Origin of the sequence: Pseudomonas extremaustralis (genome assembly GCF_900102035.1) — a bacterium.
GTDB classification, from domain to species: Bacteria; Pseudomonadota; Gammaproteobacteria; order Pseudomonadales; family Pseudomonadaceae; genus Aquipseudomonas; species Aquipseudomonas extremaustralis.
This window is the reverse complement of the sequence record NZ_LT629689.1, coordinates 1712055-1736578: the sequence shown is the minus strand read 5'-3', so window position 1 is coordinate 1736578 and position 24524 is coordinate 1712055. Positions and strand designations below refer to the sequence as shown.

The 24524-nt window shown below is 59.4% G+C and carries 23 protein-coding genes; 13 read left to right on the top strand and 10 right to left on the bottom strand.

What is annotated here, in order from left to right; translation table 11 throughout:
* The first annotated feature begins 49 nt into the window (after window positions 1-49).
* The 3 genes from BLR63_RS08190 to ahpF all read left to right on the top strand — a co-directional run bounded on the left by BLR63_RS08190 (window position 50) and on the right by ahpF (window position 3362).
* Window positions 50-982: a site-specific integrase gene (locus tag BLR63_RS08190; protein ID WP_010562802.1), complete on the top strand. Its 933-nt coding sequence runs from the start codon at window positions 50-52 to the stop codon at window positions 980-982.
* A gap of 133 nt (window positions 983-1115) precedes the next feature.
* The gene (gene ahpC / locus BLR63_RS08185) at window positions 1116-1679 is read left to right on the top strand and encodes an alkyl hydroperoxide reductase subunit C (protein WP_003173835.1); all 564 of its coding nucleotides are present in this window, start codon (window positions 1116-1118) and stop codon (window positions 1677-1679) included.
* Between the two features lie 117 nt (window positions 1680-1796).
* Window positions 1797-3362 (top strand): alkyl hydroperoxide reductase subunit F, encoded by a 1566-nt coding sequence (gene ahpF, locus BLR63_RS08180; RefSeq protein ID WP_010562803.1) that lies wholly within the window; start codon window positions 1797-1799, stop codon window positions 3360-3362.
* A gap of 62 nt (window positions 3363-3424) precedes the next feature.
* Here the strand turns inward: ahpF and gloA are convergent, their stop codons facing one another.
* Complete coding sequence (gloA, locus tag BLR63_RS08175) at window positions 3425-3946, bottom strand: lactoylglutathione lyase (protein ID WP_010562804.1); 522 nt, start codon at window positions 3944-3946, stop codon at window positions 3425-3427.
* Between the two features lie 187 nt (window positions 3947-4133).
* Here gloA and BLR63_RS08170 point away from each other — a divergent pair, with 187 nt between their 5' ends.
* Window positions 4134-4670 (top strand): DUF4946 domain-containing protein, encoded by a 537-nt coding sequence (locus BLR63_RS08170; protein ID WP_042946398.1) that lies wholly within the window; start codon window positions 4134-4136, stop codon window positions 4668-4670.
* Between the two features lie 112 nt (window positions 4671-4782).
* Here the strand turns inward: BLR63_RS08170 and BLR63_RS08165 are convergent, their stop codons facing one another.
* Entirely contained in the window at window positions 4783-5148 is a 366-nt protein-coding gene (locus BLR63_RS08165) for a histone-like nucleoid-structuring protein, MvaT/MvaU family (RefSeq protein ID WP_010562806.1), read from the bottom strand.
* Window positions 5149-5346: 198 nt separating this feature from the next.
* A complete protein-coding gene (locus tag BLR63_RS08160; protein ID WP_042946399.1) occupies window positions 5347-6888 on the bottom strand; it encodes an EAL domain-containing protein in 1542 nt (513 codons plus the stop codon).
* 438 nt (window positions 6889-7326) lie between these two features.
* Between BLR63_RS08160 and hppD the strand changes: the two genes are divergently transcribed.
* Both hppD and BLR63_RS08150 read left to right on the top strand, forming a co-directional pair.
* Window positions 7327-8403 carry a 4-hydroxyphenylpyruvate dioxygenase gene (hppD, locus tag BLR63_RS08155; RefSeq protein ID WP_010562808.1) on the top strand — a complete coding sequence of 359 codons (1077 nt, stop codon included), beginning with the start codon at window positions 7327-7329 and terminating at the stop codon, window positions 8401-8403.
* 237 nt (window positions 8404-8640) lie between these two features.
* Window positions 8641-9780 carry a dermonecrotic toxin domain-containing protein gene (locus tag BLR63_RS08150; protein WP_010562809.1) on the top strand — a complete coding sequence of 380 codons (1140 nt, stop codon included), beginning with the start codon at window positions 8641-8643 and terminating at the stop codon, window positions 9778-9780.
* Window positions 9781-9816: 36 nt separating this feature from the next.
* Here the strand turns inward: BLR63_RS08150 and rarD are convergent, their stop codons facing one another.
* The 3 genes from rarD to BLR63_RS08135 form a co-directional block, all read right to left on the bottom strand.
* Window positions 9817-10698: an EamA family transporter RarD gene (rarD, locus tag BLR63_RS08145; RefSeq protein ID WP_010562810.1), complete on the bottom strand. Its 882-nt coding sequence runs from the start codon at window positions 10696-10698 to the stop codon at window positions 9817-9819.
* A gap of 163 nt (window positions 10699-10861) precedes the next feature.
* The gene (locus BLR63_RS08140; protein WP_010562811.1) at window positions 10862-11872 is read right to left on the bottom strand and encodes an aldo/keto reductase; all 1011 of its coding nucleotides are present in this window, start codon (window positions 11870-11872) and stop codon (window positions 10862-10864) included.
* 82 nt (window positions 11873-11954) lie between these two features.
* Entirely contained in the window at window positions 11955-12857 is a 903-nt protein-coding gene (locus BLR63_RS08135; protein ID WP_010562812.1) for a LysR family transcriptional regulator, read from the bottom strand.
* Between the two features lie 101 nt (window positions 12858-12958).
* Between BLR63_RS08135 and BLR63_RS08130 the strand changes: the two genes are divergently transcribed.
* Window positions 12959-13663, top strand: coding sequence for an SDR family oxidoreductase (locus tag BLR63_RS08130; protein ID WP_010562813.1), 705 nt, complete (start codon window positions 12959-12961; stop codon window positions 13661-13663).
* Window positions 13664-13666: 3 nt separating this feature from the next.
* On the opposite strand, the gene BLR63_RS08125 is transcribed toward BLR63_RS08130, so the two are convergent.
* Window positions 13667-14977 carry an MFS transporter gene (locus BLR63_RS08125; RefSeq protein ID WP_010562814.1) on the bottom strand — a complete coding sequence of 437 codons (1311 nt, stop codon included), beginning with the start codon at window positions 14975-14977 and terminating at the stop codon, window positions 13667-13669.
* A 162-nt stretch (window positions 14978-15139) separates the two neighbouring features.
* Here BLR63_RS08125 and BLR63_RS08120 point away from each other — a divergent pair, with 162 nt between their 5' ends.
* The 4 genes from BLR63_RS08120 to BLR63_RS08105 all read left to right on the top strand — a co-directional run bounded on the left by BLR63_RS08120 (window position 15140) and on the right by BLR63_RS08105 (window position 19579).
* Entirely contained in the window at window positions 15140-16246 is a 1107-nt protein-coding gene (locus tag BLR63_RS08120) for a sugar diacid recognition domain-containing protein (RefSeq protein WP_010562815.1), read from the top strand.
* Window positions 16247-16337: 91 nt separating this feature from the next.
* On the top strand, window positions 16338-17480 hold the full coding sequence (locus BLR63_RS08115; RefSeq protein WP_010562816.1) for a glycerate kinase: 1143 nt from the start codon (window positions 16338-16340) through the stop codon (window positions 17478-17480).
* Between the two features lie 99 nt (window positions 17481-17579).
* Entirely contained in the window at window positions 17580-18863 is a 1284-nt protein-coding gene (locus tag BLR63_RS08110) for an AAA family ATPase (RefSeq protein WP_010562817.1), read from the top strand.
* Window positions 18860-19579 (top strand): hypothetical protein, encoded by a 720-nt coding sequence (locus tag BLR63_RS08105; protein WP_010562818.1) that lies wholly within the window; start codon window positions 18860-18862, stop codon window positions 19577-19579. The genes BLR63_RS08110 and BLR63_RS08105 overlap by 4 nt, the downstream gene beginning before the upstream one ends.
* A gap of 116 nt (window positions 19580-19695) precedes the next feature.
* On the opposite strand, the gene BLR63_RS08100 is transcribed toward BLR63_RS08105, so the two are convergent.
* The 3 genes from BLR63_RS08100 to ccoN all read right to left on the bottom strand — a co-directional run bounded on the left by BLR63_RS08100 (window position 19696) and on the right by ccoN (window position 22117).
* The gene (locus BLR63_RS08100; RefSeq protein ID WP_010562819.1) at window positions 19696-20388 is read right to left on the bottom strand and encodes an aspartate/glutamate racemase family protein; all 693 of its coding nucleotides are present in this window, start codon (window positions 20386-20388) and stop codon (window positions 19696-19698) included.
* A 90-nt stretch (window positions 20389-20478) separates the two neighbouring features.
* On the bottom strand, window positions 20479-20688 hold the full coding sequence (locus BLR63_RS08095; protein WP_010562820.1) for a hypothetical protein: 210 nt from the start codon (window positions 20686-20688) through the stop codon (window positions 20479-20481).
* Between the two features lies 1 nt (window position 20689).
* A complete protein-coding gene (gene ccoN, locus BLR63_RS08090) occupies window positions 20690-22117 on the bottom strand; it encodes a cytochrome-c oxidase, cbb3-type subunit I (RefSeq protein ID WP_010562821.1) in 1428 nt (475 codons plus the stop codon).
* 238 nt (window positions 22118-22355) lie between these two features.
* Between ccoN and BLR63_RS08085 the strand changes: the two genes are divergently transcribed.
* Together BLR63_RS08085 and BLR63_RS08080 are read left to right on the top strand one after the other, a co-directional pair.
* On the top strand, window positions 22356-24020 hold the full coding sequence (locus BLR63_RS08085) for a nitrite/sulfite reductase (protein WP_010562822.1): 1665 nt from the start codon (window positions 22356-22358) through the stop codon (window positions 24018-24020).
* A complete protein-coding gene (locus BLR63_RS08080; protein WP_010562823.1) occupies window positions 24017-24481 on the top strand; it encodes a DUF934 domain-containing protein in 465 nt (154 codons plus the stop codon). The genes BLR63_RS08085 and BLR63_RS08080 overlap by 4 nt, the downstream gene beginning before the upstream one ends.
* Window positions 24482-24524: the final 43 nt, after the last annotated feature.

Sequence of the window (24524 nt, the reverse complement as noted above, 5' to 3'; positions counted from 1 at the left end):
ATCGAATTTTACCTCGCAACCTCTCTGTAGTCCTACGAATAGGCCTTTCATGAGCGATCTTGATCGTTATCTCAACGCCGCCACCCGCGACAACACGCGCCGCAGCTACCGTGCGGCCATCGAACATTTCGAAGTGAATTGGGGCGGGTTCCTGCCGGCGACGAGCGATAGCGTGGCGCGCTACCTTGTGGCCCATGCCGGGGTGTTGGCGGTCAACACCTTGAAGCTGCGTCTCTCGGCGCTGGCGCAGTGGCACACCAGCCAGGGCTTTGCCGATCCCACCAAAGCGCCTGTGGTGCGCAAAGTGCTCAAGGGCATTCGAGCGGTGCATCCGGCTCGGGAGAAGCAGGCCGAACCCCTGCAACTCAAGCACCTTGAGCAGGTGGTGGCTGCGCTTGAGGTGGAAGCCACCGAGGCAGGCAACGCCCATGATCAGCCTCGATTGTTGCGTGCCAAGCGCGACACGGCGCTGATCCTGTTGGGCTTTTGGCGAGGGTTTCGCAGCGATGAGTTGTGTCGCCTGGATATCCAGCACGTGCAGGCGGTACCGGGTGCAGGAATCAGCCTGTATCTGCCGCGCAGCAAGAGTGATCGCGACAACCTCGGCAAGACTTACCAGACTCCGGCGCTATTGCGGCTGTGCCCAGTTCAAGCCTACTGCGATTGGCTCAGCGTCTCGGCCTTGGTGCGCGGTCCGGTGTTCCGTGGCATCGATCGCTGGGGAAACCTGGCGGAGGAGGGGCTCCACGCCAACAGCGTGATCCCACTGTTGCGTCAGGCTCTGGAGCGCGCTGGCATCCCCGCCGAGCAATACACCAGCCACTCACTGCGCCGTGGATTTGCCACGTGGGCCCATCGCAGTGGTTGGGATTTGAAGTCATTGATGAGTTACGTCGGCTGGCGCGACATGAAATCTGCCATGCGCTATGTTGAAGCGACACCCTTTCTCGGCATGACCTTGGCGACTCAACCGCTGCTTTGAGATTTCTTCTATTAATACTGCTCCCTGATAGGGAAAGCCAATCGTGAGCATCAGGTTTGCCAATGAGCCTTCGGTCGAAAGAGTGGGTAGGATTCACCCCATCAACTTCTTAACCCCTGACGGAGAGTCAACGATGCCTATCATCAACAGCCAAGTAAAACCGTTCAAAGCTACCGCATACAAAAACGGCAACTTCGTAGATGTGACCGACGCTGACCTGAAAGGCAAGTGGTCTGTCGTTTTCTTCTACCCAGCTGACTTCACCTTCGTTTGCCCAACCGAACTGGAAGACCTGGCTGACAACTACGCTGAGTTCCAGAAACTGGGCGTCGAAATCTACAGCGTCTCCACCGACACCCATTTCGCCCACGCTGCCTGGCACAACACTTCGCCAGCCATCGGCAAAATCCAGTACACCATGATCGGCGACCCGACCCTGACCATCTCCCGCAACTTCGATGTACTGATCGAAGAAGCTGGCCTGGCGGACCGCGGTACTTTCGTGATCAACCCGGAAGGCCAGATCAAGATCGTCGAGCTGAACGACGGCGGTGTTGGCCGTGACGCTTCCGAGCTGCTGCGCAAAATCAAGGCAGCCCAGTACGTCGCTGCCCACCCAGGCGAAGTGTGCCCAGCCAAGTGGAAAGAAGGCGAGGCCACCCTGGCACCGTCCCTGGACCTGGTCGGCAAGATCTAAGTCTGTGAAGTATCAAGGGCGGATTGCCGCACCTTAAGTAAGCAGCACCGCCCTCAAAAACGCCCGGGCGAGATTCGCTCGGGCGTTTTTTTTACCGAATTCAAAGGAATCGCCCGTATGTTGGACGCCAATCTTAAAGCTCAGTTGAAGTCATACCTGGAACGGGTCACCCAGCCGATCGAGATCGTCGCCTCCCTCGATGACGGCGCGAAATCCCAGGAAATGCTAGCCCTTTTGCAGGACGTAACCAGCCTCACTACGCTGATTACCTTGAAAACCGATGGCGATGATGCGCGCAAGCCATCGTTCTCCATTAATCGCCCGGGTGCCGATATCAGCCTGCGTTTCGCCGGCATTCCCATGGGGCATGAATTCACTTCGCTGGTGCTGGCCCTGCTGCAAGTCGGTGGCCACCCGTCGAAGGCCAGTGCCGAAGTGATTGAACAAATTCGCGCCCTCAAAGGCGAGTTCAACTTCGAGACTTACTTCTCGCTGTCGTGCCAGAACTGCCCGGATGTGGTCCAGGCGCTGAACCTGATGGCTGTGCTGAACCCGAACATTCGCCACGTCGCCATCGACGGCGCGCTGTTCCAGGCTGAAGTCGATGAGCGCCAGGTCATGGCCGTGCCCAGTGTCTACCTCAATGGCGTGAACTTCGGCCAAGGCCGTATGGGGCTGGAAGAAATCCTCGCCAAGCTCGATACCAGCGGCCTCGAAAAAGCCGCCGAGAAGATCAGCGCCAAAGAAGCATTTGACGTGCTCGTCGTCGGCGGTGGCCCGGCCGGTTCTGCGGCTGCCATCTACGCTGCGCGCAAAGGTATTCGCACCGGCGTGGCCGCCGAGCGTTTCGGTGGCCAGGTGCTGGACACCATGTCGATCGAGAACTTCATCTCGGTACAGGAAACCGAGGGGCCGAAACTGGCCAGCGCCCTTGAAGCTCATGTGCGTCAATACGATGTGGACATCATGAACCTGCAGCGCGCCAGCAGCCTAATCCCGGCGAAAAATGCCGGTGACTTGCACGAAATCCGCTTCGAGAGCGGTGCGAGCCTCAAGTCCAAGACCGTAATCCTGGCCACCGGCGCCCGCTGGCGTGAAATGGGTGTGCCGGGCGAGCAGGAATACAAGGCCAAGGGCGTGTGCTTCTGCCCGCACTGCGATGGCCCATTGTTCAAAGGCAAGCGCGTGGCAGTGATCGGCGGCGGTAACTCCGGCGTTGAAGCAGCCATCGACCTGGCGGGCATTGTCAGTCACGTGACTTTGCTGGAGTTCGACAGCAAATTGCGCGCCGACGCGGTGTTGCAGCGCAAGTTGCACAGCTTGCCGAACGTCGATGTGATCACCAGTGCGCTGACCAGCGAAGTCAAAGGTGATGGCCAGAAAGTCAGCGGTCTGATCTACAAAAATCGCGATACCGGCGAGTTCAAGACCATCGACCTGGAAGGCATCTTTGTGCAGATCGGCTTGCTGCCTAACACCGACTGGCTCAAAGGCACCGTAGAGCAGTCTCCCCGTGGCGAGATCATCGTGGATGCCCGTGGCGAGACTTCACTGCCGGGCATCTTCGCCGCCGGTGACGTAACCACCGTGCCCTACAAGCAGATCGTGATTGCGGTGGGCGAGGGCGCCAAGGCTTCCTTGAGTGCTTTCGATCATTTGATCCGTACCTCCGCCCCGGCGTAAATCCGGACCCGGAAACGAAAAACCCCATGAGCGATCATGGGGTTTTTTATTGCGTGCGGCGTTTACAGCGGTGCTGGCTGGATAATCTCTACCCAGTAGGCGTCCGGGTCCTTGATGAACGCCAGGCTTTTCATGCGGCCATCGGTCAGGCGTTTCTGGAAGTCGCAGCCCAGGGCTTCGAAGCGTTCGCACGCAGCCACGATATCGGGCACCGAAATGCAGATATGACCAAAGCCGCGCGGATCGGTATTGCCGTTGTGGTAGGCAAAGTCGGCGTCGTTTTCGGTGCCGTGGTTGTGGGTCAGTTCCAGAATGCCGGGGATCGACTTCATCCACTGGGTGCGTTCGGCGGCGTCGGCCGGAATCTGGGATTTGTCCACCAGGGCCAGGAAATACAGGCTGAATTCGGCTTCCGGGAAGTCGCGCTTCTCAACCAGGGAAAAACCCAGGATGCGCGTGTAGAAATCCAGCGACTTAGTGATGTCTTTGACCCGCAACATGGTGTGATTGAACACGAAGTCAGTGGTGGCGGTGTCCGGTTGGGCGGTGACGCCCGGGAAAGTATTCAGTTCGTGCAGGCTCATGGGCCCTCCAGAAAAAAATGGGGCAGACGCGGGGAGCGTTCCCTTGGCTTGCGGCAAGCATCCATGCAGGCAGATCATGATACGCAAGCCCCGCCTGCGGCGCCAAATGAAAAAGGTCACGCAGGCCTTGCGACTAACGGGGAGCGGGGCTCACACTTTGCCGCTTGAACTTGGGGTGTTTTTTGCAATGATCGAGCTTCGTAAACCGCTGTCGACCGCCGTGTGCCTGTTGTTGACCAGTCCTTTTGTGTTGGCGGGTGCCCCGCAAATTCATTGGCCCAGCGGCTGGCAAGTCGAAGAGGTAGCGCCCGACCAGCAGACACCGGTCACGCCAGCGGCGGTGTCGCGCCAACGGGCAATCAAGAATGATGAAAATGGCACGACCCTGATGGTCATGGAGTTGACTGGTACGCCGATTGAGGCAGGGCACAAAGTTAATCTTCAGGGCGTGTTGCTGGAAATGCGTAGATCCATCCAGAAGGATTTTGCCCGGGGTGGCTATCAAAGTGTATGTACCAAGATGCGCGCAACGACATTGAGTCGTCTCGATGCACTGGAAACTACTTGTGTGATTACCGAGAACGGTCGACACGTATTGTCGCAAACATTGGTGGGAGCTGTTGATGCCGATAAAGCGTATGTTTTTTCATACGCGGGCAAAGCCGATGCCTACGAAGCCAGCAAGGATGAAGTCAGCGCGGTGCGTGGCAGCCTGCAACTTTGACAGCGCTGCATTGCTCGATTTTGAACAAAGTGAAATGTTATTTAAGTTCGGGTCCGAAGCCTTGAATAAAAAAAGCCCCGCTTAGGCGGGGCTCTTTGTTAGTGGCGTTTGATCACTTGCGCAACCACGACTCTACAGTCGCTGCGCCGTATTCTTCTTTCCACGCCTTGAGGCCGCGGTGGTTGCCGCCTTTGGTTTCGATCAGTTCTCCGGTGTGCGGGTTCTGGTAGACCTTGACCACGCGCGCACGGCGCTGTTTGGGTGCGGCAACGGCAGCAATGCTGGCTTTGCCCAGGTTAGGGTCAAGGATGGCGATGATGTCGCGCAGGCTTTTGCCATAAGTCTTCATCAGCCCTTGAAGCTTTTCTTCGAATTCGATTTCTTTCTTCAGGCCGGCGTCGTTCTTCAGGGATTCCAGCTGGGCAAGCTGCTCTTGAAGGGCTTTTTCTGCTGCGCGAAATTCGGCGAGTCTGGACAAAATAGGTACTCCAATAGTGTAGTTGGCTGATATCAACTGCAGACAAAGCTATAAGCCAAGAGCGTTAAGGCTGTTCAGGAAAGACACCTGCCTGTGAATGCTGCACAGGCAGGAAAAATTGTAGTAGTTAATCTGCTACGAGTAAATCATGTCTTCTGTTTCATTAGCACTATTTCAACGCAGCTAGTGCATGGCTATTCAATGGCTGAGCAGGGTTTTAATGAAATTGTCGCCAGGTAAAGGCTTTCCGAACAGGTAGCCCTGCAGGAAGTCCACGCCTCGTTCGGCGAGGTATTCGCACTGCTGCGGTGTTTCCACCCCTTCTGCAACGATACCCAGGTCGAGCTTGCCGGACAATTCTATGATGCTGTCGAGAATATGCCCCGATAGTGCATCGGCACCGATCATGGCGACAAAACTCTGGTCGATCTTCAAATAGTCCACATTGAAGTTACGCAAGTAAGCCAGGCTGGAATGACCAGTGCCGAAATCATCGATAGCAATCATCACGCCCAGTTCATGCAGCGCGTCGAAGAGGCTGCGAGTGATAGCGGTGGGCTCGATCAGCTTGCGTTCGGTCAGTTCCAGAACCAGGATCACCCGGCCGGCGGGAAAGGCGGCGAGAAACTCACGGCAGTCCGCTACCAGTGCCAGATCCTGGCAGTGGTGGGCGGTGATATTCACGCCGATATGGAAGCCAGGTGTGAAGCGGTTAGCGTAAGGCGCGAGCTGCGCAGCGGTGTGGCGTAGCAGGGCGCGGGTCATCGGGACGATCAGCCCGCAATCCTCGGCGAGGGGAATGAACAGGTCTGGTCGCACCAGGCCTTCCTTCGGGTGCTGCCAACGCATCAGCACCTCGCAGCCCGCCCATGCGCGCGTGTCGCCACGTACCACGGGTTGGAAATAGGGAATGAATTCATCGGCAGCCAGCGCGCGCTGCAGCTCATGGCTAGGCGAAGACACGCGTTTTTGCAGCCAGTGTGCGAGCACACCCGCCAGCACGCCAAAGAACACCAGCAGGCTGAATACCGCTGGGTAGCGTGACTGCATAAAGCGCCAGACTTCACCTGCCGGCATGCCCGCGTCGACGCTGTAGTCATAGCGCTGGGAGGTCAGGTGATGATGGGCCACCTCAAATCGCGGGACGGCGGTGTCGCGGACCTTGCCATCGGCATCCAGCCAGTTGGGGCCGATCTGCAGCACAAGGTTTGCATAGCGACTAATCAGGTGTAAGGCGTTGGTCAGGTGGTAGCCGTCAATCGAGGCCAAGGCACCACGATCGCCGTCGACCAGGCGGTAAACCAGTAACGCGGTGTCCGGCGTCACCGGGTTGCCCTTCATTAACCAGAGTCGCCCATCCACGTAGTCATCGGGATTTACCGGCGACTGGTAAGTGCCGCCGAACAATGAGCTGCAATAGATGTTTTTTTGCCAGGACAAAATTGTCGCCCGCACGAATGGCCGCCGCGTCACTTGCTCACGCAGGGCCAATTGCGCGTCGTTGTCGCAGGGCCTGCCTGCCAGCGGAAGCAAGGTCTGGGCGGCGAGGGCAGCGTTGTCGAGCATCAGGTCGAACTGGCGCACGGCTTCCTGTGCAGTTTGCGCAGTCGTTTGTTCAAGGGTGCGTTCGGCTTGCCAGTACAAGATGGCGACCCCCAGGGCAATCGGCAGCAATGCCGACAGCACACTGATTGAATACCGGGGGAGGCGAGGTCGAGGACTTTGGGGGTTCAGCGGCATAAGTTCTGCGGCCTATGGCGGTGTAGGGGGGGGGGCGCCGGAAGGCCGGTCAGGAATATTTCGATGATAGATGGTCCAGGTGAAATATGCTCGCCGGTCCCGGTGGTTGCCTGCGCGCGGCACCGAGCATCTCCCCACGTCACAAAGCCCTTGCACCCTCTGGGCCAAAGGGGATTTGATAAGAGTACGGACAAACCAGGTTACGCTGTGTAGAATCGATTTACGCATACAAGAATATGGACTTGCGCTCACGCAAGCCTCGGCCGTCAGAGACTGATGTAATCATGAAGCTATTCGGCTCCCCCCTCATCTTTGGTGACTTCCTCGCCCGCAGCGTGCGAGGTCTTTCCTGTGCGCCACCCTCCGACCTCATCCTTGCTGGCAATTGACTTCCGTTAATCAGACTCTTTATTTCAAGAGCAGGATGAGGCACCGACCATGACCGACCAATACGACAACCCGATGGGCCTGATGGGCTTCGAATTTATCGAATTCGCATCACCGACCCCGGGCACTCTGGAGCCGATCTTCGAGATCATGGGCTTCAGCAAAGTGGCGAGCCACCGTTCCAAGAACGTGCACTTGTATCGCCAGGGCGAGATCAACCTGATCCTCAATAATGAACCCCACAGCATAGCCTCTTATTTTGCTGCCGAGCACGGTCCGTCTGTGTGTGGCATGGCGTTTCGTGTCAAGGATTCGCAAAAAGCCTACAACCGCGCTCTGGAACTGGGCGCGCAGCCGATCCACATCGACACCGGCCCGATGGAGTTGAACCTGCCGGCCATCAAAGGTATCGGCGGCGCGCCTCTGTACCTGATCGATCGTTTTGGTGAAGGCAGCTCGATTTATGACATCGACTTCGTTTACATCGATGGCGTTGACCGCAATCCGGTCGGCGCCGGTCTCAAGGTCATCGACCACCTGACCCACAATGTGTACCGCGGACGCATGGTCTACTGGGCCAATTTCTACGAGAAGCTGTTCAACTTCCGTGAAGCGCGCTACTTCGATATCAAGGGCGAGTACACCGGCCTGACGTCCAAGGCCATGAGCGCCCCGGACGGTATGATTCGCATCCCGCTCAACGAAGAGTCGTCCAAGGGCGCGGGGCAGATCGAAGAGTTCCTGATGCAGTTCAACGGCGAAGGCATCCAGCATGTGGCGTTTCTCACCGATGACCTGGTGAAGACCTGGGATGCACTGAAAAGTATCGGCATGCGCTTCATGACCGCGCCGCCGGCCACCTACTATGAAATGCTTGAAGGCCGCCTGCCTGGCCATGGTGAGCCGGTCGACCAACTGCAGGTGCGTGGCATTCTGCTGGATGGCTCGTCCATTGCCGGTGACAAGCGTCTGCTGCTGCAAATATTCTCCGAAACCCTGATGGGCCCGGTGTTTTTCGAGTTCATCCAGCGCAAAGGCGACGATGGATTTGGCGAGGGTAACTTCAAGGCGCTGTTCGAATCCATTGAGCGCGATCAGGTGCGTCGCGGTGTATTGGCCACCGAGTAATCGTTTCAAGGCATGAAAAGCCCGGTAGAGGACGCCTTCTACCGGGCTTTTCTTTGTGCGCTCGGCAGGGCCCAGGCGTGGAACGCCGCAGCGGATTCGGGTCACAGAGAGGAGTATGGCACTGGCGTGAGGCCGGGTCCCTGATCGTTCTGTACTCACTTCGAAAGGTGTTCATATGCTCAGTGCAATCAATCCAACTCCTGCGCGACATGCGCCCCAACCCTGAGTGAGCGCAGCATGTCGATCAGTTCACCCGGCGACGAGGACGCCGTCGACAGCGCGTTCCAGGCTTATATGGATCGTGCGCGGTCAGCATTTCGCGACACCACGTTGACTGCCCAGGGCCGAGCGTTAGCCCACGCTGCGGTGGCGCCTGGCAAGGTTGGTGCACCTGGCGTCCAGGTATCGACCTTCGCCGTAGACGGCGCGCAAGCCAATGACATCGTGATGATCAGGCGCGTGCCCGTCACGGCCGAAGGCCCCAATTTCCTGCTGTACATTCCTGAGGACGACGGGCCGTCGTTTCACACCTTTACGACTCGCGAGGAAATGACGGTTTGGCTCAAAGCGCTGGCCAACGATCCGGGCAGGCTGGACACATTTGCGCGGCATTTCTCCCATCCGTTGGCGCCCACCCAAGTGGACCGGGTCAAGCAAACAATGACAGCGTTTGCCGCCGGGGATATCAATGCAGTGGTTGGCAGTTTTGCTTATGAGAAGGGCGATATCTTCGCTCGCCTGGGTAAAGACATCACCCAGCCGCCGCCCGTCAACGGCCTGAGCAAGACCAGCCTGTTGCGCATTGAACCTGATGGTCGAGCGACCTACATCGGGACTCGGGCCGATGGAGAGAAAGTGCTGTTTAAGTACGACGCATACGGCAACCTGCATGGCGGCAGCAAGGACGGGTTTTTCTTCGTAAAAAACGCACTGAACAGTGAGGAGCCGTTGGTGCGCATGAGCCAGCAGGAGTATGCGCGTAAAGTGACGGGCACCGCCCTGGACAACGTCGGTGCCAATGATTTGAACGGGCTCTACGACGAGTTCCTCAAGCAACTCAGAAACCCGGGCCATGGCCTTGGGACTGCCCTGGCCGCGCTAGGCGTTCCAGAAGACACCGCCCACTCTATCGAGACCATCATGAAGAACCCCGTCACAGGGACGCTGCTCGAACTGAACCGGGGCAATCGTCTCGGCAATGTGTTCGGGGTTGATAAGGACGCCATGGACAGCGCCCTGGAGCAGGCAGGCGATGCGGTGCAGCGCAATATTCCAGGGTACGGCAAGCGTCGGGAGCAGTTGAACGCCCTGGCCGACTCGCTCGAAGGCGGGTTTGGCAAGCCCGCTGTGGTCACGGCTGAAGTGAAGACTCGCTGAATCAAGCAGGGCCAGGGAGGCCCCGCCGCCATCCATTCAGGCCCGGCGCTGACGCACCAGATGCTTGAACCCCTCATACACCAGCACCATGACCGCCAGCCAGATGGGAATATAGGTCAGCCATTCGCCGGCCTTGATCCCTTCACCCAGCAGCAATGCCACCCCTAGCAACAGCACCGGTTCGACATAACTGAGCAACCCGAACAAGCTGAACGCCAGCAAACGACTGGCAATAATGTAGCTCACCAGCGCCGACGCACTGATCAGCCCCAATATGGGAATCAATGCGTACAGCTTGGGGTGCACATCCATCACCGCGAAACCTTGCGCGCCGCTTTGTACGAACCACCATGCCACCGGCAGCATCAGTGCCATATCCAGCCAGAGTCCGCCCAAGTGGTCGGTCTTGAGGTATTTGCGCACGACGAAGTAGACCGGGTAGCCGATGATGACCACCAGGGTCGCCCACGAGAAACCACCGGCCTGGTAGAGCTCGTTGAGCACCCCAAGGCCGGCGAGCACCACTGCGATCTGTTGCAGGTACGAAAGCTGTTCGCCCCACACCAGGCGGCCGGTCAATACCATGGTCAGTGGCAGCAGGAAGTAGCCCACCGACACATCCAGGCTGCGCCCGTTCAGCGGCGCCCACATGAACAGCCACAGTTGCACGCCGAGCAAAGCCGAAGATAGCACCACGCCGCCGATCAGCCTTGGCTTGGCCGCCAACATCCGCAGCAACTCCCATACGCGCCGCCATTCACCACTGACGATCATGAACACCGTCATGCACGGTACGGTGAGTAACATGCGCCAGCCGAAAATCTCCATACCGCTCAACGGCGTCAGCAACGATGTGAAGTAATACATCACGGCAAACAACGCCGAGGCCGATACCGATAACACAACACCTTTAGACACGCTGTCCTCGCGAAAACCGATTCATACAAAAGAGGGGGGATTCAGGGAGGGGATTATGGTGCTTTTGGCGCCAGAGGGTTGCGCTGTTTTGGGGCGTTTTTCAAGAAAATGTCCCGTACGCCCCCTGTAGGAGCGAGCAAGTTCGCTCCTACAGTCGATCGGTTCAGGCGCGCGGCATGCGACCGGAGACAAAATGGCCCACATCGTTGAACCCAGGCGTGGATGAATGCCCCGGCGTCACCAGCGAATCAATGAAGGCTTCATCTTCGGCCGAGATTTTCACGTCCAGCGCGCCGGTGTAGGCGTCCCACTGCGCTTCAGTACGCGGCCCGACGATCGCCGAGCTGACAGCGCTGTTGTTCAGCACCCAGGCAATCGCGAATTCGACCATCCCCACGCCACGTTGATGGGTGTATTGCTGGATCAACTGGGCGATGCGCAGCGACTCCACGCGCCATTCGGTTTCCAGGATGCGTTTGTCCTGGCGCGCGGCGCGGCTGCCGGCTTCGGGGGTGACGTCCGGCGCGTACTTGCCGCTCAGCACGCCCCGCGCCAGCGGGCTGTAAGGCACCACGCCCAAGCCGTACGCGGCCGCCGCGGTGATCTGTTCCACTTCGGCCTGGCGGTTGACGATGTTGTATAGCGGCTGGCTGATCACCGGTTTGTCGACGCCCAGGCGCTCGGCCACGCGAATCACTTCGGCTATGCGCCAGCCGCGATAGTTGGACAGGCCCCAGTAGCGGATCTTGCCCTGGCGAATCAGGTCGCCGATGGCCGATACCGTCACTTCCAGCGGCGTGTTGTGGTCCTCGCGGTGCAGGTAATAAATGTCCAGGTAGTCCGTGTCGAGCCGTGTCAGGCTGGCTTCGAGTGCGTTGAAAATCCGTTTGCGGCTCAACCCGCTGCGGTTTGGCAGGCCGTCCGGTGGGCCAAAACCGACTTTGGACGCCACCACCCAATCCTGGCGCTGCCGTGCAATGGCTTCGCCGACCAGTTCTTCGGAACGCCCGCCGGTATAAACGTCTGCCGTGTCGATGAAATTGATGCCCTGGTCCCAGGCCTTGTCGATGATGCGCAGCGAGTCCTCGGTGTTGGTCTGTTCGCCAAACATCATGGTGCCGAGGGTCAAGGCGCTGACCTTCAATCCGGACTGGCCCAATGTGCGGTAAATCATACGAAGCTCCTCGCGGCTGAAAAACGTGGTCTATGCAATACCAGACTCAGACGCTCTGGAACAAGCCCCGTGGCGCGTTTCTTCATCTGTGCAGCAAGGCCTGGCAACGTTCCTGTAAAAATCGATGCAGCACCTTCACCCGCTCCGACACCTGCAAGCGATGGGGGCACATCAAGTTGAAGGGCGCGGGTTCGCCTTGCCAGTCCTCGAACAGCGCGACCAGCCGGCCCGCGGCAATATCCGCGATCACATCGAGCCTGGCCTTATACGCGATGCCGTGTCCGGCCAGCGCCCAGCGGCGTACGATTTCGCCGTCATCGCTAAGATAGTCGCCGCTGACGTCCACCTCTTGCAGCACGTTGCCCTGACGAAAGCGCCACGTGGAGTTGACTTGTCCCTGGCGCATGTAACGCAGCGCGCTGTGCTGTGGCAATTCCCTGGGCTCGCGAGGGGTGCCGTGGCGCGCCAGGTAGTCAGGGCTGGCGCAGGCGATCCGGCAATGCTCGGGGGCGATGGGCAGCGCCACCAGGCTGGAGTCCTGGGGCACGCCGAAGCGCAGGGCAATGTCCACGGTTTCACGGAACAGGTCGGCATTGCTGTCGTTGAGCATCAGTTGCAGGCGGATATTGGGATGCTGGGCCTTGAACTCATCCAGCCAACCGAGCACCACATTGCGCCCGAAATCCGACGGCGCGGCCAGTTGCAGCAACCCGGTCAGGCCTTGGCTTTGCTGTTTGAGGGCCTGCTCGCCATCAGCCAAGGCCGCCAATGCCACCCGCACACTGTCGAGGTAACGCCGGCCTTCCTCGGTCAAGCGCATGCTGCGTGTGGAGCGTGCCAGCAGGCGAATGCCCAGGCGGGTTTCCAGGCGCTTGAGGGCGATGCTGGCCGCCGCCGGGGTCAGGCCCAGCCCACGTGCGGCGGCAGACAGGCTGCCGGTATCGGCGGTGCGCATGAACACTTCAAGGTCGAGGATCGAGCTCATTTGTAAAAATCCTTTAAAGATCTTGTCGTTTTACCGGGATTTTTCGCCGATTGCCAAGTGGGGAAGATGAACGCTCACTTTCTCATCCAGGACGTTTCTCCATGACTTCTTCTCTGAGCGGTAAAACCGTCATCGTGATCGGCGGCAGCAGCGGGATTGGCGCCGCCGTGGCCAAGGCGGCTGCGGCGCGTGGCGCACAGGTGGTGCTGGCCGGGCGCCGCGTGTCGTCGGGCGGCGAACACGGCCTGCGCAGTGAGCCGGTGGATGTTACCGATGCGGCATCCTTGCAGCGCCTGTTCGACAGCGTCGGGCGCTTCGACCATCTGGTCTATACGTCGGGGCCGTCGGTTCGTGCCAAGGCCTTGATCGAGACTGATCTGGATGAAGCCCAGGACAACTTCAACGTAAAACTCTGGGGCGCGTTGCGGGCGATTCAGCTGGCGCTGCCGTTCCTGGATGCGCACGGCAGCATCAGCCTGACGTCCGGGCAACTCGGGCGTAAATACGTACCAGGGCAGTTCATCAAGGTCGGCATCAACGCAGCGACCGAGGCACTGGGCAGGCAATTGGCCAAGGAACTGGCGCCGCGTCGGGTCAATGTGATCAGCCCGGGGGTGATCGACACACCTGCGTATGCAGGGATGGCCGAGGAACAACGCCTGGCAATGTTCGCCAAAGCCGGTGCTGCGTTGCCGGTGGGGCGAGTGGGGCGCGCAGAGGAAGTCGCGGCGGGGTATGTGCTGGCGATGGAAAATGGCTACATGACCGGCGCCGTGATCGATATCGACGGCGGCGGTCTGCTGTAAGCGTTAGACCTTCAGAGGGCGCGTCATCCGCAACGCCAGGACGCTGCCTGCGACGATCACGGCCGCCAGCAGGTACAGCGCCATATCCGTGGACCCGGTGGCATCCTTCACAAAGCCGACGATATACGGGCTGAGGAAGCCGGCCATCTGGCCCATGGAGTTGATCAGCGCCAGGCCGCCGGCCGCAGCGCCCGCGCTGAGGAGGGCGGTCGGCACCGGCCAGAACATCGGCAGGCCGGTCAGGGCGCCCATGGTGGCGATGGTCAGGCCGAGGATAGCGATGGCCGGTGTCGTAGCGAAGTTCACCGCGATCACCAGGCCGATGGCGCCCATCAACATCGGTACCACCAAGTGCCAGCGGCGTTCTTTACGCAGGTCGGCGGAGCGGCCTACCAGCAACATGAACACCGCCGCCAGCAGATACGGAATCGCACTGAGCCAACCGATCACCAAGTTATCGCTGAAACCCAGGTTCTTGATAATCGACGGCAGCCAGAAGTTGATCGCGTACACGCCGCTCTGGATACAGAAGTAGATCAGGCCGAACGCCCAGATCGCCGGGTTCTTGAATACTTCGGCGAGGGAGTCGGTGGTGGTTTTCGGCTTGTTCGCCAGATCGCTAGCGTGGTCGGCTTCCAGCACCGCACGCTCATGCGGCTTGAGCCATTTGGCGTTGGCGAAGCTGTCGCTGAGCAGGAAGTAGGCGAGGGCACCCAGGATCACGGTGGGGATGCCTTGCAACAGGAACATCCACTGCCAGCCGGCAAGGCCGCCTTGGCCGGCGCCAAAGTGATTGAGTATCCAGCCGGAAAACGGGCTGCCGAGCAGACCGGACACCGGGATTGCCGACATGAACAGGGCCATGATCCGACCACGGCGGAACGTCGGGAACCACTGCGAGAGGTACAGCACCACACCAGGGAAGAAACCGGCCTCGGCGGCGCCGGTGAACAGGCGCAGGGTATAGAAATGCGTGGGCGTGGTGACGAACAGCAGGCAGGTGGACAGCGTGCCCCACACGATCATCATCAGCGCAATCCAGCGCCGTGGACCGAACCGGGTCAGCGCCAGGTTGCTCGGCACGCCGCACAGCACGTAGCCGATAAAGAAGATGCCGGCGCCCAGGCCGTACACGGTTTCGCTGAATTTCAACGCATCGAGCATCTGCAACTTGGCAAAGCCAACGTTTACCCGGTCGAGGTAATTGAACAGATAGCAGATGAAAATGAAGGGAATCAGGCGCAGGGTAATGCGCTTGTAGATGGCGTTTTTATCGTCATCGGTGGCCAGTGTGACAGCGGCGCTCTGTGACATGGGAGTCTCTCTTTATTATGATTTTTCGCGATGCGAAGGTAACGTTGATCGCCCCGAGAGTCTCGACCACCTTGCAGGGTGCTGTCTTTGTGCTTGCGCACAGCGAAGCGTCCATTGCGCTGTGCCTATGAACAACCCGCCGTTTTCAAGGAAATTAGCCCCATGTTCGAGCTGGATCATGAACTGGCGCAGGATATCGTCGATCGCACCATGGCGATCCTGCCCCATAACGTCAATGTCATGGACAGCCAGGGCCTGATTCTTGGCAGCGGTGAGCCGGAGCGGATCAATACCCGGCATGAGGGCGCGCAACTGGTATTGGCCAATGGCCGCGTGGTGGAGATCGATGGGCCGACCGCCAAACACCTCAAGGGCGTGCAGCCCGGTATCAACCTACCGCTGATGCACGATCAGCGCCTGATCGGCGTTCTCGGCATTACCGGCGAGCCAGAGGGGCTGCGCACTTATGCCGAACTGGTGCGCATGACCGCAGAAATGCTGGTCAGTCACCGTCATCAGCAAGCCGAGCAACAATGGCGGCGCCAGCGCTGCGACGACCTGCTGGCCTTGTTGCTGGCCGATTCGGGCGACTCGCCGCGTCTGATCGATGAAGCACAGCAGCTGGGGCTCAAGCCGCAGATGGCGCGCACACCGTATCTGTTCGAACTGGGCGCGGGGCAATCCGCCGAGGCGCTCAGTGCCTGGCTGGCGTCGCGCTACCCGGACAGTTGGTGTGTCAGTTCGGCGCAGTTTTCCCTGTTGTGGTGCCGACCGGCGGCGTTGCAGGTGGACAATCCGCGCTTGTTGGACAAGCTCCACGGCCTGGGCTGGAATATCCAGCGGGTGGCGGTCGGCGGGCAAGCCGACGGTTTGACTGGGTTGCGGCGTTGTTATCGGCGCGTGGGCGACCTGCTGGCCTACGGCCGCGATGTCCTGCCGCACTCAAGGCTGCTGACCCTCAACCGCTATCGCCTGCCGGTGATGCTCTGGCGCCATCGCAACGACGACGCCCTGGATGAGTTGCTCAACCCGTTGCGCAAGGTGCTCGCCAAGGACAGCAACGGCCAACTGCAGGCGACCTTGCGCAGTTGGTGCGAGCACGATGGGCAAAGCCAGGCGTGTGCCGACGCGCTGGGCATCCACCGTAACAGCCTGCGTTACCGCATGGAGCGGATTGCCGAACTCAGTGGCGTGGACCCGCTCAGCCTCGATGGCATGCTCGCGCTGTACCTGGGCGTACAGCTGTTGCCCCAGGCTTTGTCGGAATGAACAACAAACTTGACCTGGACTTGTGCATCGGACCGGCGTCATTGCCGAGTCCAGCTGGCAGCATGGGCGTCATAAAAACCGGAGAAAGCCCATGAAAATCATCATCGCCCCCGACTCGTTCAAGGACAGCCTGAGTGCCGAGGGCGTCGCCCAGGCCATTGCCGAGGGGCTGGCGCAAGTCTGGCCGGATGCGCACGTGATCCAGTGCCCGATGGCCGATGGGGGGGAGGGCACGGTGGACGCGGTACTCGCGGCGTGCAATGGCGAGTTGCGTCGTCAAACCGTATGCGGGCCATTGGGCGGCGCCGTGGAAGCGCGCTGGGGGTGGCTGGCCGACAGTCACACCGCCCTTATCGAAATGGCCGAAGCCAGCGGCCTGCAATTGGTCCCTCCAGGGCAGCGCGATGCTTGTTCCAGCACCACCTTTGGTACCGGTGAACTGATCCGCGCAGCCCTGGACGCGGGGGCCGAGCGCATTATCCTGGCCATCGGCGGCAGCGCCACCAACGATGGTGGCGCAGGTGCCATGCAGGCCCTGGGCGTGCAATTGTTCGACGCTGCGGACCAAGCCCTGTCGCCCGGTGGCTTGGCCCTGGCCCGACTGGCACAGGTCAGCCTCGACAACCTCGACCCGCGTCTGGCCCAGGTGCGCTTTGAAATCGCCGCCGACGTGAACAATCCCCTGTGCGGCCCCCACGGTGCCTCGGCGATTTTCGGTCCGCAAAAAGGTGCCGACCCCGAACAAGTGCAACAACTGGACGCCGCCCTCGGCCACTTCGCCGACCACTGTGCCAAGGTCTTGCCCAAAGACGTGCGCGACGAACCCGGCAGCGGCGCCGCCGGCGGCCTGGGGTTCGCCGCCAAGGCTTTCCTTGGCGCGCAGTTTCGGGCCGGGGTGGACGTGGTGGCCGAACTGGTTGGCCTGGACGCAGCGGTGCGTGGCGCCGACCTGGTGATCACCGGCGAAGGCCGTTTCGACGCCCAGACCTTGCGCGGCAAAACCCCGTTCGGCGTGGCGCGTATTGCCCGGCAGCACGACGTGCCCGTGATCGTAATCGCCGGCACCTTGGGTGACGGCTACGAGCAAATGTATGCCCACGGCGTGGCGGCGGCGTTTGCCTTGCCGTCCGGCCCGATGAGCCTGGAGCAAGCGTGCAACGAGGCACCGCGGTTGTTGCGCGAGCGGGCTGCGGATATTGCGCGGGTGTGGCGGGTGGCAAGACGTAGCCAATAACGGCAATTGACCGCGCCGTGACATGGCTGTCGATAATTACTATGATCCGTGCATTCTTTAAAGGCTGGCCGACCTGGCCTGACACGTTGGAAGCCGATCATGCAGATCAAGCGTTTTACCCTCGTCAATTTCCGTGGCATCGAGAAGATGGAACTCGATTTCGAGGGCAAGAAGACTGTCGCTTTAGTGGGCGTCAATGGCGTGGGTAAGTCTTCGATTCTGGATGCGTTGGCGATAACGCTGTCCAGTCTGACGGCTCGGATGGTTGGTCAGCCGTCCAAGTCGCGGTCGATCGCTAAAGATGACATCAAGGTCGGAGCCGATTACACGCGGCTACATGTCGAAACCAAGCTATTTGAAAACTATAACGTCGATTGGGCCATTGCTTTGAATCGCAAGGCCGGCAAGGGCGGAAAGCATCCCAGTGAGCGTAGTAGTGATTTGTCTCGATTAAACGAGGCCGCAGACAGTGTTGAACATGGAATAGGTCAATACGAGGTTATCGGCGGAAAGTCAATCGAGTTGCCATTGGCGGTTTACTACGATGTACACCGCGCAGTACTGGACGTACCGTTACGCGTTCGCGAACACTTGGTGAATGCCATTGCTGAAGGGTATGACGACGCACTTGGCCATGGTGGTGCCGACTTCAAGCGATTTTTCATTTGGTTTCGTAATCAGGAAGATCTCGAAAATGAAAATAGCCGGGATATTCCAGGCTATCGCGACCCAGAGCTTTCTGCTGTACGCAGAGCCATCGAAACGTTTACTGGGTTCAAGGACGTTCGGGTCCGTCGTAAGCCTGCATTGAGAATGACGGTGCTCAAAGGTGAACTCGAATTCAACGTCCTGCAGCTTTCAGACGGTGAGAAATGCCTGCTGGCAATGGTCGGAGATTTGGCCCGCAGGCTCACATTGCTCAATCGCGAAGTGCCTGACCCATTGCAAGGAAAGGGCGTTGTCCTGATTGACGAGCTGGATCTGCACCTCCATCCAGGCTGGCAACGCACGGTCGTCGCCAATCTGGAAAATACCTTCCCTAACTGCCAATTCATCATTACTACTCACTCCCCGCAAATACTGGGAGAGTTGCCTGCTGAGTCCGTAATGCTGCTCAAAGACGGCCAATATCTGGGGCATCCAGAGCGCTCATTGGGGCTGCGCAGTGGTGAGGTAATCGAGGAGTTGATGGGAGGGTTGTCCCAAAACCAAAACGTTAGTCAGCAACTCAGAAAAATCTATCGCAATCTTGACGATGATGATCTTGAGTCCGCTCAGATCCACCTTGCGCAGTTGCGTGAAAAGGTCGGAAAAATTCCTGATGTCCTTGAGGTCCAGGCGAGCATTGATTCACTGAGGTCATTAGAAGAGGGGGAGGCGTGAGATCTATCAAAAAAGGCGCAGAACCACGCGCGTTGATTGACTGGCGAAGGGAAAACCGCGAGACCCCGCAAAATCTCTTTTATGGCAAAGGAAGTAGCTTTCCTAGCGAGGCGGTTCGCCAAGCGTTATTGAAGGAACAATTTCATTTATGCGCCTATACCTTGCGCCGTTTGCCAACAGCGGCAGAGTGTCAGGTTAAGAATCAGGGCACACAATTCAGTTGCCATATTGAACATATTCTCCCCCAGCACCCTTACAAGGCTGACAGCATCGTCTACACAAATATCGTGGCGTGTTATCCATCAAGCCAAACAAAAACGGTTTGCGGTTACGGTGCGGTGGAGAAGAAAGACTATGATCCGGCAAAGAAGCCGTTTATTTCTCCGTTGACTGCGAAGGTGGAGCGATATTTCCGGTTCACTCGTGATGGATATGTCGAAGGGCTCACACCGGAAGCGATCGCAACGGTCGAGGTCTTGAACCTCAACCATCCGACGTTGGTCAATGATCGATCTGCGGTCATCAAGGGGCGATTGCAGCCACGTGGCAGTTATATTTCAGCTGCCATGGCCAGGCGCTTGATTGAAGAGGTCGATATACCAGATGCCTATCAGTGCCTACCCGAGTACTGTCAGGCAATCAAACAACAGGCCGAGCTTCATGCACAACGCCTCGAAAAACGAGCCGTTCGTGTACGCGGTCAAGTGAGGGGTTGAACCCAGCTCGCACGCCCCACCAGACTGGCAGCCAATTGTCTTTCCAAGGATGGCTCGCGGTTGTTGACGGCCGCGCTGGACGTGGCCGACAACTGGATGAACCTGCGTAAATCGGCTTAATCCTGCAAGGCAAACGCCACTGCCGACTGCGCATGCAGTTCGGTGGTGTCCAGCAGCGGCAGGTCGCTGTGTTCGGGCTTGATCAGCAGGCCGATTTCCGTACAGCCGAGGATGATCGCCTGGGCGCCGCGTGCGGCCAGGGACTCGATCACGCGCTGGTAGATCTGGCGCGAGGTGTCGCTGATGATGCCGACACATAACTCCTCATAGATGATCCGGTGCACGTCCTTGCGCTCATCGGCGTCGGGCACCAGTACGGTCAAACCATGGACGGCCAGGCGGGACTTCAGAAAATCCTGCTCCATGGTGAAGGCGGTGCCCAACAAACCGACGGTCAGTGTGCCGCCTTGCACCGCTGCCGCACCGGCAGCATCGGCGATGTGCAAAAACGGGATCGACACCGCTGCCTGGATACGCGGCGCTACCCGATGCATGGTGTTGGTACACAGCACCACACAGTCGGCGCCCCCGGCCTGCAGGCGGCGGGCCGCGTCTTCCAGGATCAGCGCGGCGTCGTCCCAGCGTCCGGCATGTTGAGCCTGTTCCACGGGGCCGAAGTCCACGCTGTACATCAACAACTGCGCCGAGCGTAGCGGGCCGAGCCGGTCGCGTACGTGCTGGTTGATGATGCGGTAGTACTCGGCGCTGGACTCCCAGCTCATGCCGCCGATAAGGCCGATGGTGCGCATGCGATGCTCCTGACACGGTAAGTCGCTTCACCTTACCCAGCGCACGGGCAATAGTCATATGCAGTTACCGACCAAATGACCGGAGCAGTTTCACATGTCCAGGTTGATCCAACCCGGCCTGGCTTGCTCCGGCGCAATGGCATGCACGGGTTTGCCGGTTGCCAGTTCCACCCGTCGAGCCACCTCGGGGTCGTCGGCAAACGGGATCAGGCTGGCGTCTTCCAGGCTTTGCTCGGTCTGCCCACGCAAGCAGTACTCCACGGCGCCATACAGGCACACGACGATCAGAACCTCCCACATATCAGGCGATCCGCGCATCAAGCCGGGCGGCTTGCAGGTCTGCGACGCGCACCGTGCGCCAAGTGTTGTAGGCCATCAACAGCATGCCCGTCAGGAAAAACGCACCGCCGACGAAGCGCACCACAAACCCTGGATGACTGGCTTGCAGGGCTTCGACAAAGGAATAGGTGAGGGTGCCATCGTCATTGGTAGCCCGCCACATCAAGCCCTGGGTGATGCCGTTGACCCACATCGAGGCGATGTACAACACCGTGCCGATGGTCGCCAACCAAAAATGCAGGTTGATCAGTGCCACGCTGTGCATCTGTTCGCGGCCGAACACCTTGGGGATCATGTGGTACAGCGAGCCAAAGGTGATCATCGCTACCCAGCCCAGAGCGCCGGCGTGGACGTGGCCGATGGTCCAGTCGGTGTAGTGGGAGAGGGCGTTGACCGTCTTGATCGCCATCATCGGGCCCTCGAACGTCGACATGCCGTAGAACGCCAGGGACAGCACCAAAAAGCGCAGGATCGGGTCGGTACGCAACTTATGCCAGGCGCCAGACAACGTCATCATGCCGTTGATCATTCCGCCCCAACTGGGTGCCAGCAGGATCAGCGACATCGCCATGCCCAGCGACTGCGCCCAATCCGGCAGTGCGGTGTAGTGCAAGTGGTGAGGCCCCGCCCAGATATACAGGGTGATCAATGCCCAGAAATGCACGATCGACAGGCGATAGGAATACACCGGGCGTCCCACCTGCTTGGGCACGAAGTAATACATCATCCCCAGGAACCCCGTGGTCAGGAAAAACCCCACGGCGTTATGCCCATACCACCACTGCACCATGGCGTCGGTGGCCCCGGAGTACACCGGATAAGACTTGAACCAATCCACCGGAATCGCCAGGTGATTGACCACGTGCAACATGGCGATTACCACGATGAACGCGCCGAAGAACCAGTTGCCGACATAGATATGTCGGGTCTTGCGCCGCGCCACGGTGGTGAAAAACACAATGCCATAGGCCACCCACACCACCGTCATCCACACTGCGCCGGAGAACTCGATCTCGGCGTATTCCTTGGTAGTGGTGTAGCCCAGGGGCAGGCTGATAAACATGATCACGATCACCGACTGCCAGCCCCAAAAGGTAAACGCGGCCAGCTTGTCGGAAAACAGCCGTACCTGGCAGGTGCGCTGCACCGCGTAATAGCTGGCGGCAAATTGTGCGCTGCCGGCAAACCCGAAGATCACCAGGCTGGTGTGCAACGGTCGTAGTCGGCCGAATGTGGTCCAAGGTAAATCCAGGTTCATTTGCGGCCAGACCAGTTGCGACGCGATCCATACGCCCATGGCCATGCCCACCACGCCCCATACGATTGTGGCGATGACGAACTGGCGCACGACTGTGTAGTTATAGGCCTGCCCGGTTGATGCGGTACTCATGCTCAGTCCTCCCACGGTTCCCAGTGGCGGCACTGTAGGAAGTCCGAGAAAAACAAAACAGGCTCAGAAAAACCTCATTCCTGCGGATCAGATCATTGCGCCTGAATGCACGGCTTTTGCTCGATCTGATCCGCTTTTTATCCCAGGACCTGAATCTTCAACGCGCTGCGCCGCAGGTGCATAGTCCTCCCGTAGACGCCGAGCCGCAGAGCACGGCCAACCCTGATGAGGCAGTGATATGTACCAGTACGATGCATACGACCGGGCGCTGGTGTTCGAGCGCGTGGCGCAATTTCGTGATCAAGTGGAGCGGTTCATCGCCGGCGACTTGAGCGAAGAAGAGTTCCTGCCCCTGCGCCTGCAAAACGGCCTGTATATGCAAAAACACGCCTATATGCTGCGCGTGGCGATTCCTTACGGCACGCTGAACGCCGGGCAGTTGCGCACCCTGGCCGGCATCGCGCGGGATTACGACCGTGGCTATGGGCATTTCACCACCCGGCAAAACATGCAGTTCAACTGGATCGAGCTGCACCAGGTGCCAGATATCCTCGAACGCCTGGCTCGCGTGGACATGCATGCGATCCAGACGTCCGGCAACTGCGTGCGTAACATCACCACCGAGGCGTTTGCCGGCGTGGCCGCCGATGAGTTGTTGGACCCACGGCCGCTGGCGGAAATCCTGCGCCAGTGGTCGACCATCAACCCTGAATTCCTGTTCCTGCCGCGCAAATTCAAGATCGCCATCTGTTCGGCCGAGCAAGACCGTGCGGCGATCATGATGCATGACATCGGGCTCTACCTTTACCGCGACCGCGAGGGCGAAATGCGGCTGCGTATGATGGTCGGCGGTGGCTTGGGCCGGACGCCGATCCTGGGCCTGCAGATACGCGAAGGTTTGCCGTGGCAACACCTGTTGTCCTACGTCGAGGCGGTGTTGCGTGTGTACAACCGCCACGGTCGGCGGGATAACAAGTACAAGGCGCGCATCAAGATTCTGGTCAAGGCCCTGGGGATCGAAGCGTTTTCCCGCGAAGTGGAGGAAGAATGGCACTACCTGCGCGACGGTCCCGCGCAGTTGACGGATGTGGAATATGCGCGCGTTGCATCCGCCTTCGTTGCGCCGGCCTATGCAAGCCTGGACGACACCAGCCTGGCGTATGGCAGCCATCTTGCAAACAACCCGGATTTCGCGCGCTGGGTCAGCCGCAATGTGATGCCACATAAAGTGCCGGGTTACGCCAGTGCGGTGCTCTCCACCAAGCCGGGAATCAGCTCGCCACCTGGGGATGTGACGGCTGAGCAGATGGAGGCGGTGGCCCAATGGTCGGAGCGTTTCGGCTTTGGTGAGATTCGCATTGCCCACGAGCAGAACATCGTACTGCCAGACGTGCCTAAGGACCGATTGCATGCGCTGTGGGAGGAAGCCTGCGAGCACCAGCTGGGCGCGGCGAACGTCGGCTTGCTGACCGATATCATCGCTTGCCCCGGCGGTGACTTCTGCGCCCTGGCCAATGCCAAGTCGATCCCCATCGCCCAGGCGATCCAGCAGCGCTTCGATGACCTTGACTACCTGCATGATCTGGGCGACATCAGCTTGAACATCTCCGGTTGCATCAATGCCTGTGGCCATCACCATATCGGCAACATCGGTATCCTCGGCGTCGATAAGAATGGCAGCGAGTGGTACCAGATCACCCTGGGGGGCGCCCAGGGCAGGCACAGTGCCCTGGGTAAAGTGATCGGACCTTCGTTCAGTGCAGCAGAGATTCCCGATGTGATCGAGCGGTTGGTCAGCACCTTCGTGCGCTACCGCGAAAACGAGGAACGTTTTGTCGACACCGTGCAGCGTATCGGCCTGGAGCCGTTCAAGGAGCAGGTGTATACGGAGCAAACCGCATGATCAATCTGCTGAAGCTGGAGCAGGGTGTGGTGCGCATTGTCAGGGATGATCCCTGGGTGTTGGTGCGCGATGGGGGGCCGTCGTCGGGGCCGTTGATCCTGCCGCTGGCGTCCTGTGTGCCAGGGCAGGCTGTATGGCTGGGGCCGTCCGATGAGGTCGAGCAGTTGCAACCCTGGCTGGCCACAGTGCCGCTGATCGCCCTGGACTTTCCCAGCTTTCGCGACGGACGCGCCTACAGCCAGGCCTACTTGCTGCGCACGCGCATGGGGTGGCAAGGCGAATTGCGCGCGATCGGGGACGTGCTGCGCGACCAGCTCAGCCATATGCGTCAGTGTGGGTTTGATGCATTTGCGGTGCGCGAGGACAAATCCGCCGAAGAAGCGCTCAAGGGCCTGGCGGGCACCAGCGTGTTGTATGGCCGCAGCGTCATCGAGCCGCGCCCGCTGTTTCGCCGGCGTTAATCATACGGCGAGCCGCTGCATCTGCCATGATCGCGCTTCGTAA

Bases quoted from the DNA above. Each gene is read 5' to 3' on its own strand.
- hppD (WP_010562808.1), top strand. From the start codon at position 7,327: ATGACCGACCAATACGACAACCCGATGGGCCTGATGGGCTTCGAATTT.
- BLR63_RS08085 (WP_010562822.1), top strand. From the start codon at position 22,356: ATGTACCAGTACGATGCATACGACCGGGCGCTGGTGTTCGAGCGCGTG.
- BLR63_RS08100 (WP_010562819.1), bottom strand. From the start codon at position 20,388: ATGCGCACCATCGGCCTTATCGGCGGCATGAGCTGGGAGTCCAGCGCC.
- BLR63_RS08125 (WP_010562814.1), bottom strand. From the start codon at position 14,977: ATGTCACAGAGCGCCGCTGTCACACTGGCCACCGATGACGATAAAAAC.
- BLR63_RS08095 (WP_010562820.1), bottom strand. From the start codon at position 20,688: ATGTGGGAGGTTCTGATCGTCGTGTGCCTGTATGGCGCCGTGGAGTAC.
- BLR63_RS08160 (WP_042946399.1), bottom strand. From the start codon at position 6,888: ATGCCGCTGAACCCCCAAAGTCCTCGACCTCGCCTCCCCCGGTATTCA.
- BLR63_RS08190 (WP_010562802.1), top strand. From the start codon at position 50: ATGAGCGATCTTGATCGTTATCTCAACGCCGCCACCCGCGACAACACG.
- BLR63_RS08080 (WP_010562823.1), top strand. From the start codon at position 24,017: ATGATCAATCTGCTGAAGCTGGAGCAGGGTGTGGTGCGCATTGTCAGG.
- ahpF (WP_010562803.1), top strand. From the start codon at position 1,797: ATGTTGGACGCCAATCTTAAAGCTCAGTTGAAGTCATACCTGGAACGG.
- ahpC (WP_003173835.1), top strand. From the start codon at position 1,116: ATGCCTATCATCAACAGCCAAGTAAAACCGTTCAAAGCTACCGCATAC.
- gloA (WP_010562804.1), bottom strand. From the start codon at position 3,946: ATGAGCCTGCACGAACTGAATACTTTCCCGGGCGTCACCGCCCAACCG.
- BLR63_RS08135 (WP_010562812.1), bottom strand. From the start codon at position 12,857: ATGAGCTCGATCCTCGACCTTGAAGTGTTCATGCGCACCGCCGATACC.
- ccoN (WP_010562821.1), bottom strand. From the start codon at position 22,117: ATGAGTACCGCATCAACCGGGCAGGCCTATAACTACACAGTCGTGCGC.
- BLR63_RS08120 (WP_010562815.1), top strand. From the start codon at position 15,140: ATGTTCGAGCTGGATCATGAACTGGCGCAGGATATCGTCGATCGCACC.
- BLR63_RS08150 (WP_010562809.1), top strand. From the start codon at position 8,641: ATGTCGATCAGTTCACCCGGCGACGAGGACGCCGTCGACAGCGCGTTC.
- BLR63_RS08115 (WP_010562816.1), top strand. From the start codon at position 16,338: ATGAAAATCATCATCGCCCCCGACTCGTTCAAGGACAGCCTGAGTGCC.
- BLR63_RS08110 (WP_010562817.1), top strand. From the start codon at position 17,580: ATGCAGATCAAGCGTTTTACCCTCGTCAATTTCCGTGGCATCGAGAAG.
- BLR63_RS08170 (WP_042946398.1), top strand. From the start codon at position 4,134: ATGATCGAGCTTCGTAAACCGCTGTCGACCGCCGTGTGCCTGTTGTTG.
- BLR63_RS08140 (WP_010562811.1), bottom strand. From the start codon at position 11,872: ATGATTTACCGCACATTGGGCCAGTCCGGATTGAAGGTCAGCGCCTTG.
- BLR63_RS08130 (WP_010562813.1), top strand. From the start codon at position 12,959: ATGACTTCTTCTCTGAGCGGTAAAACCGTCATCGTGATCGGCGGCAGC.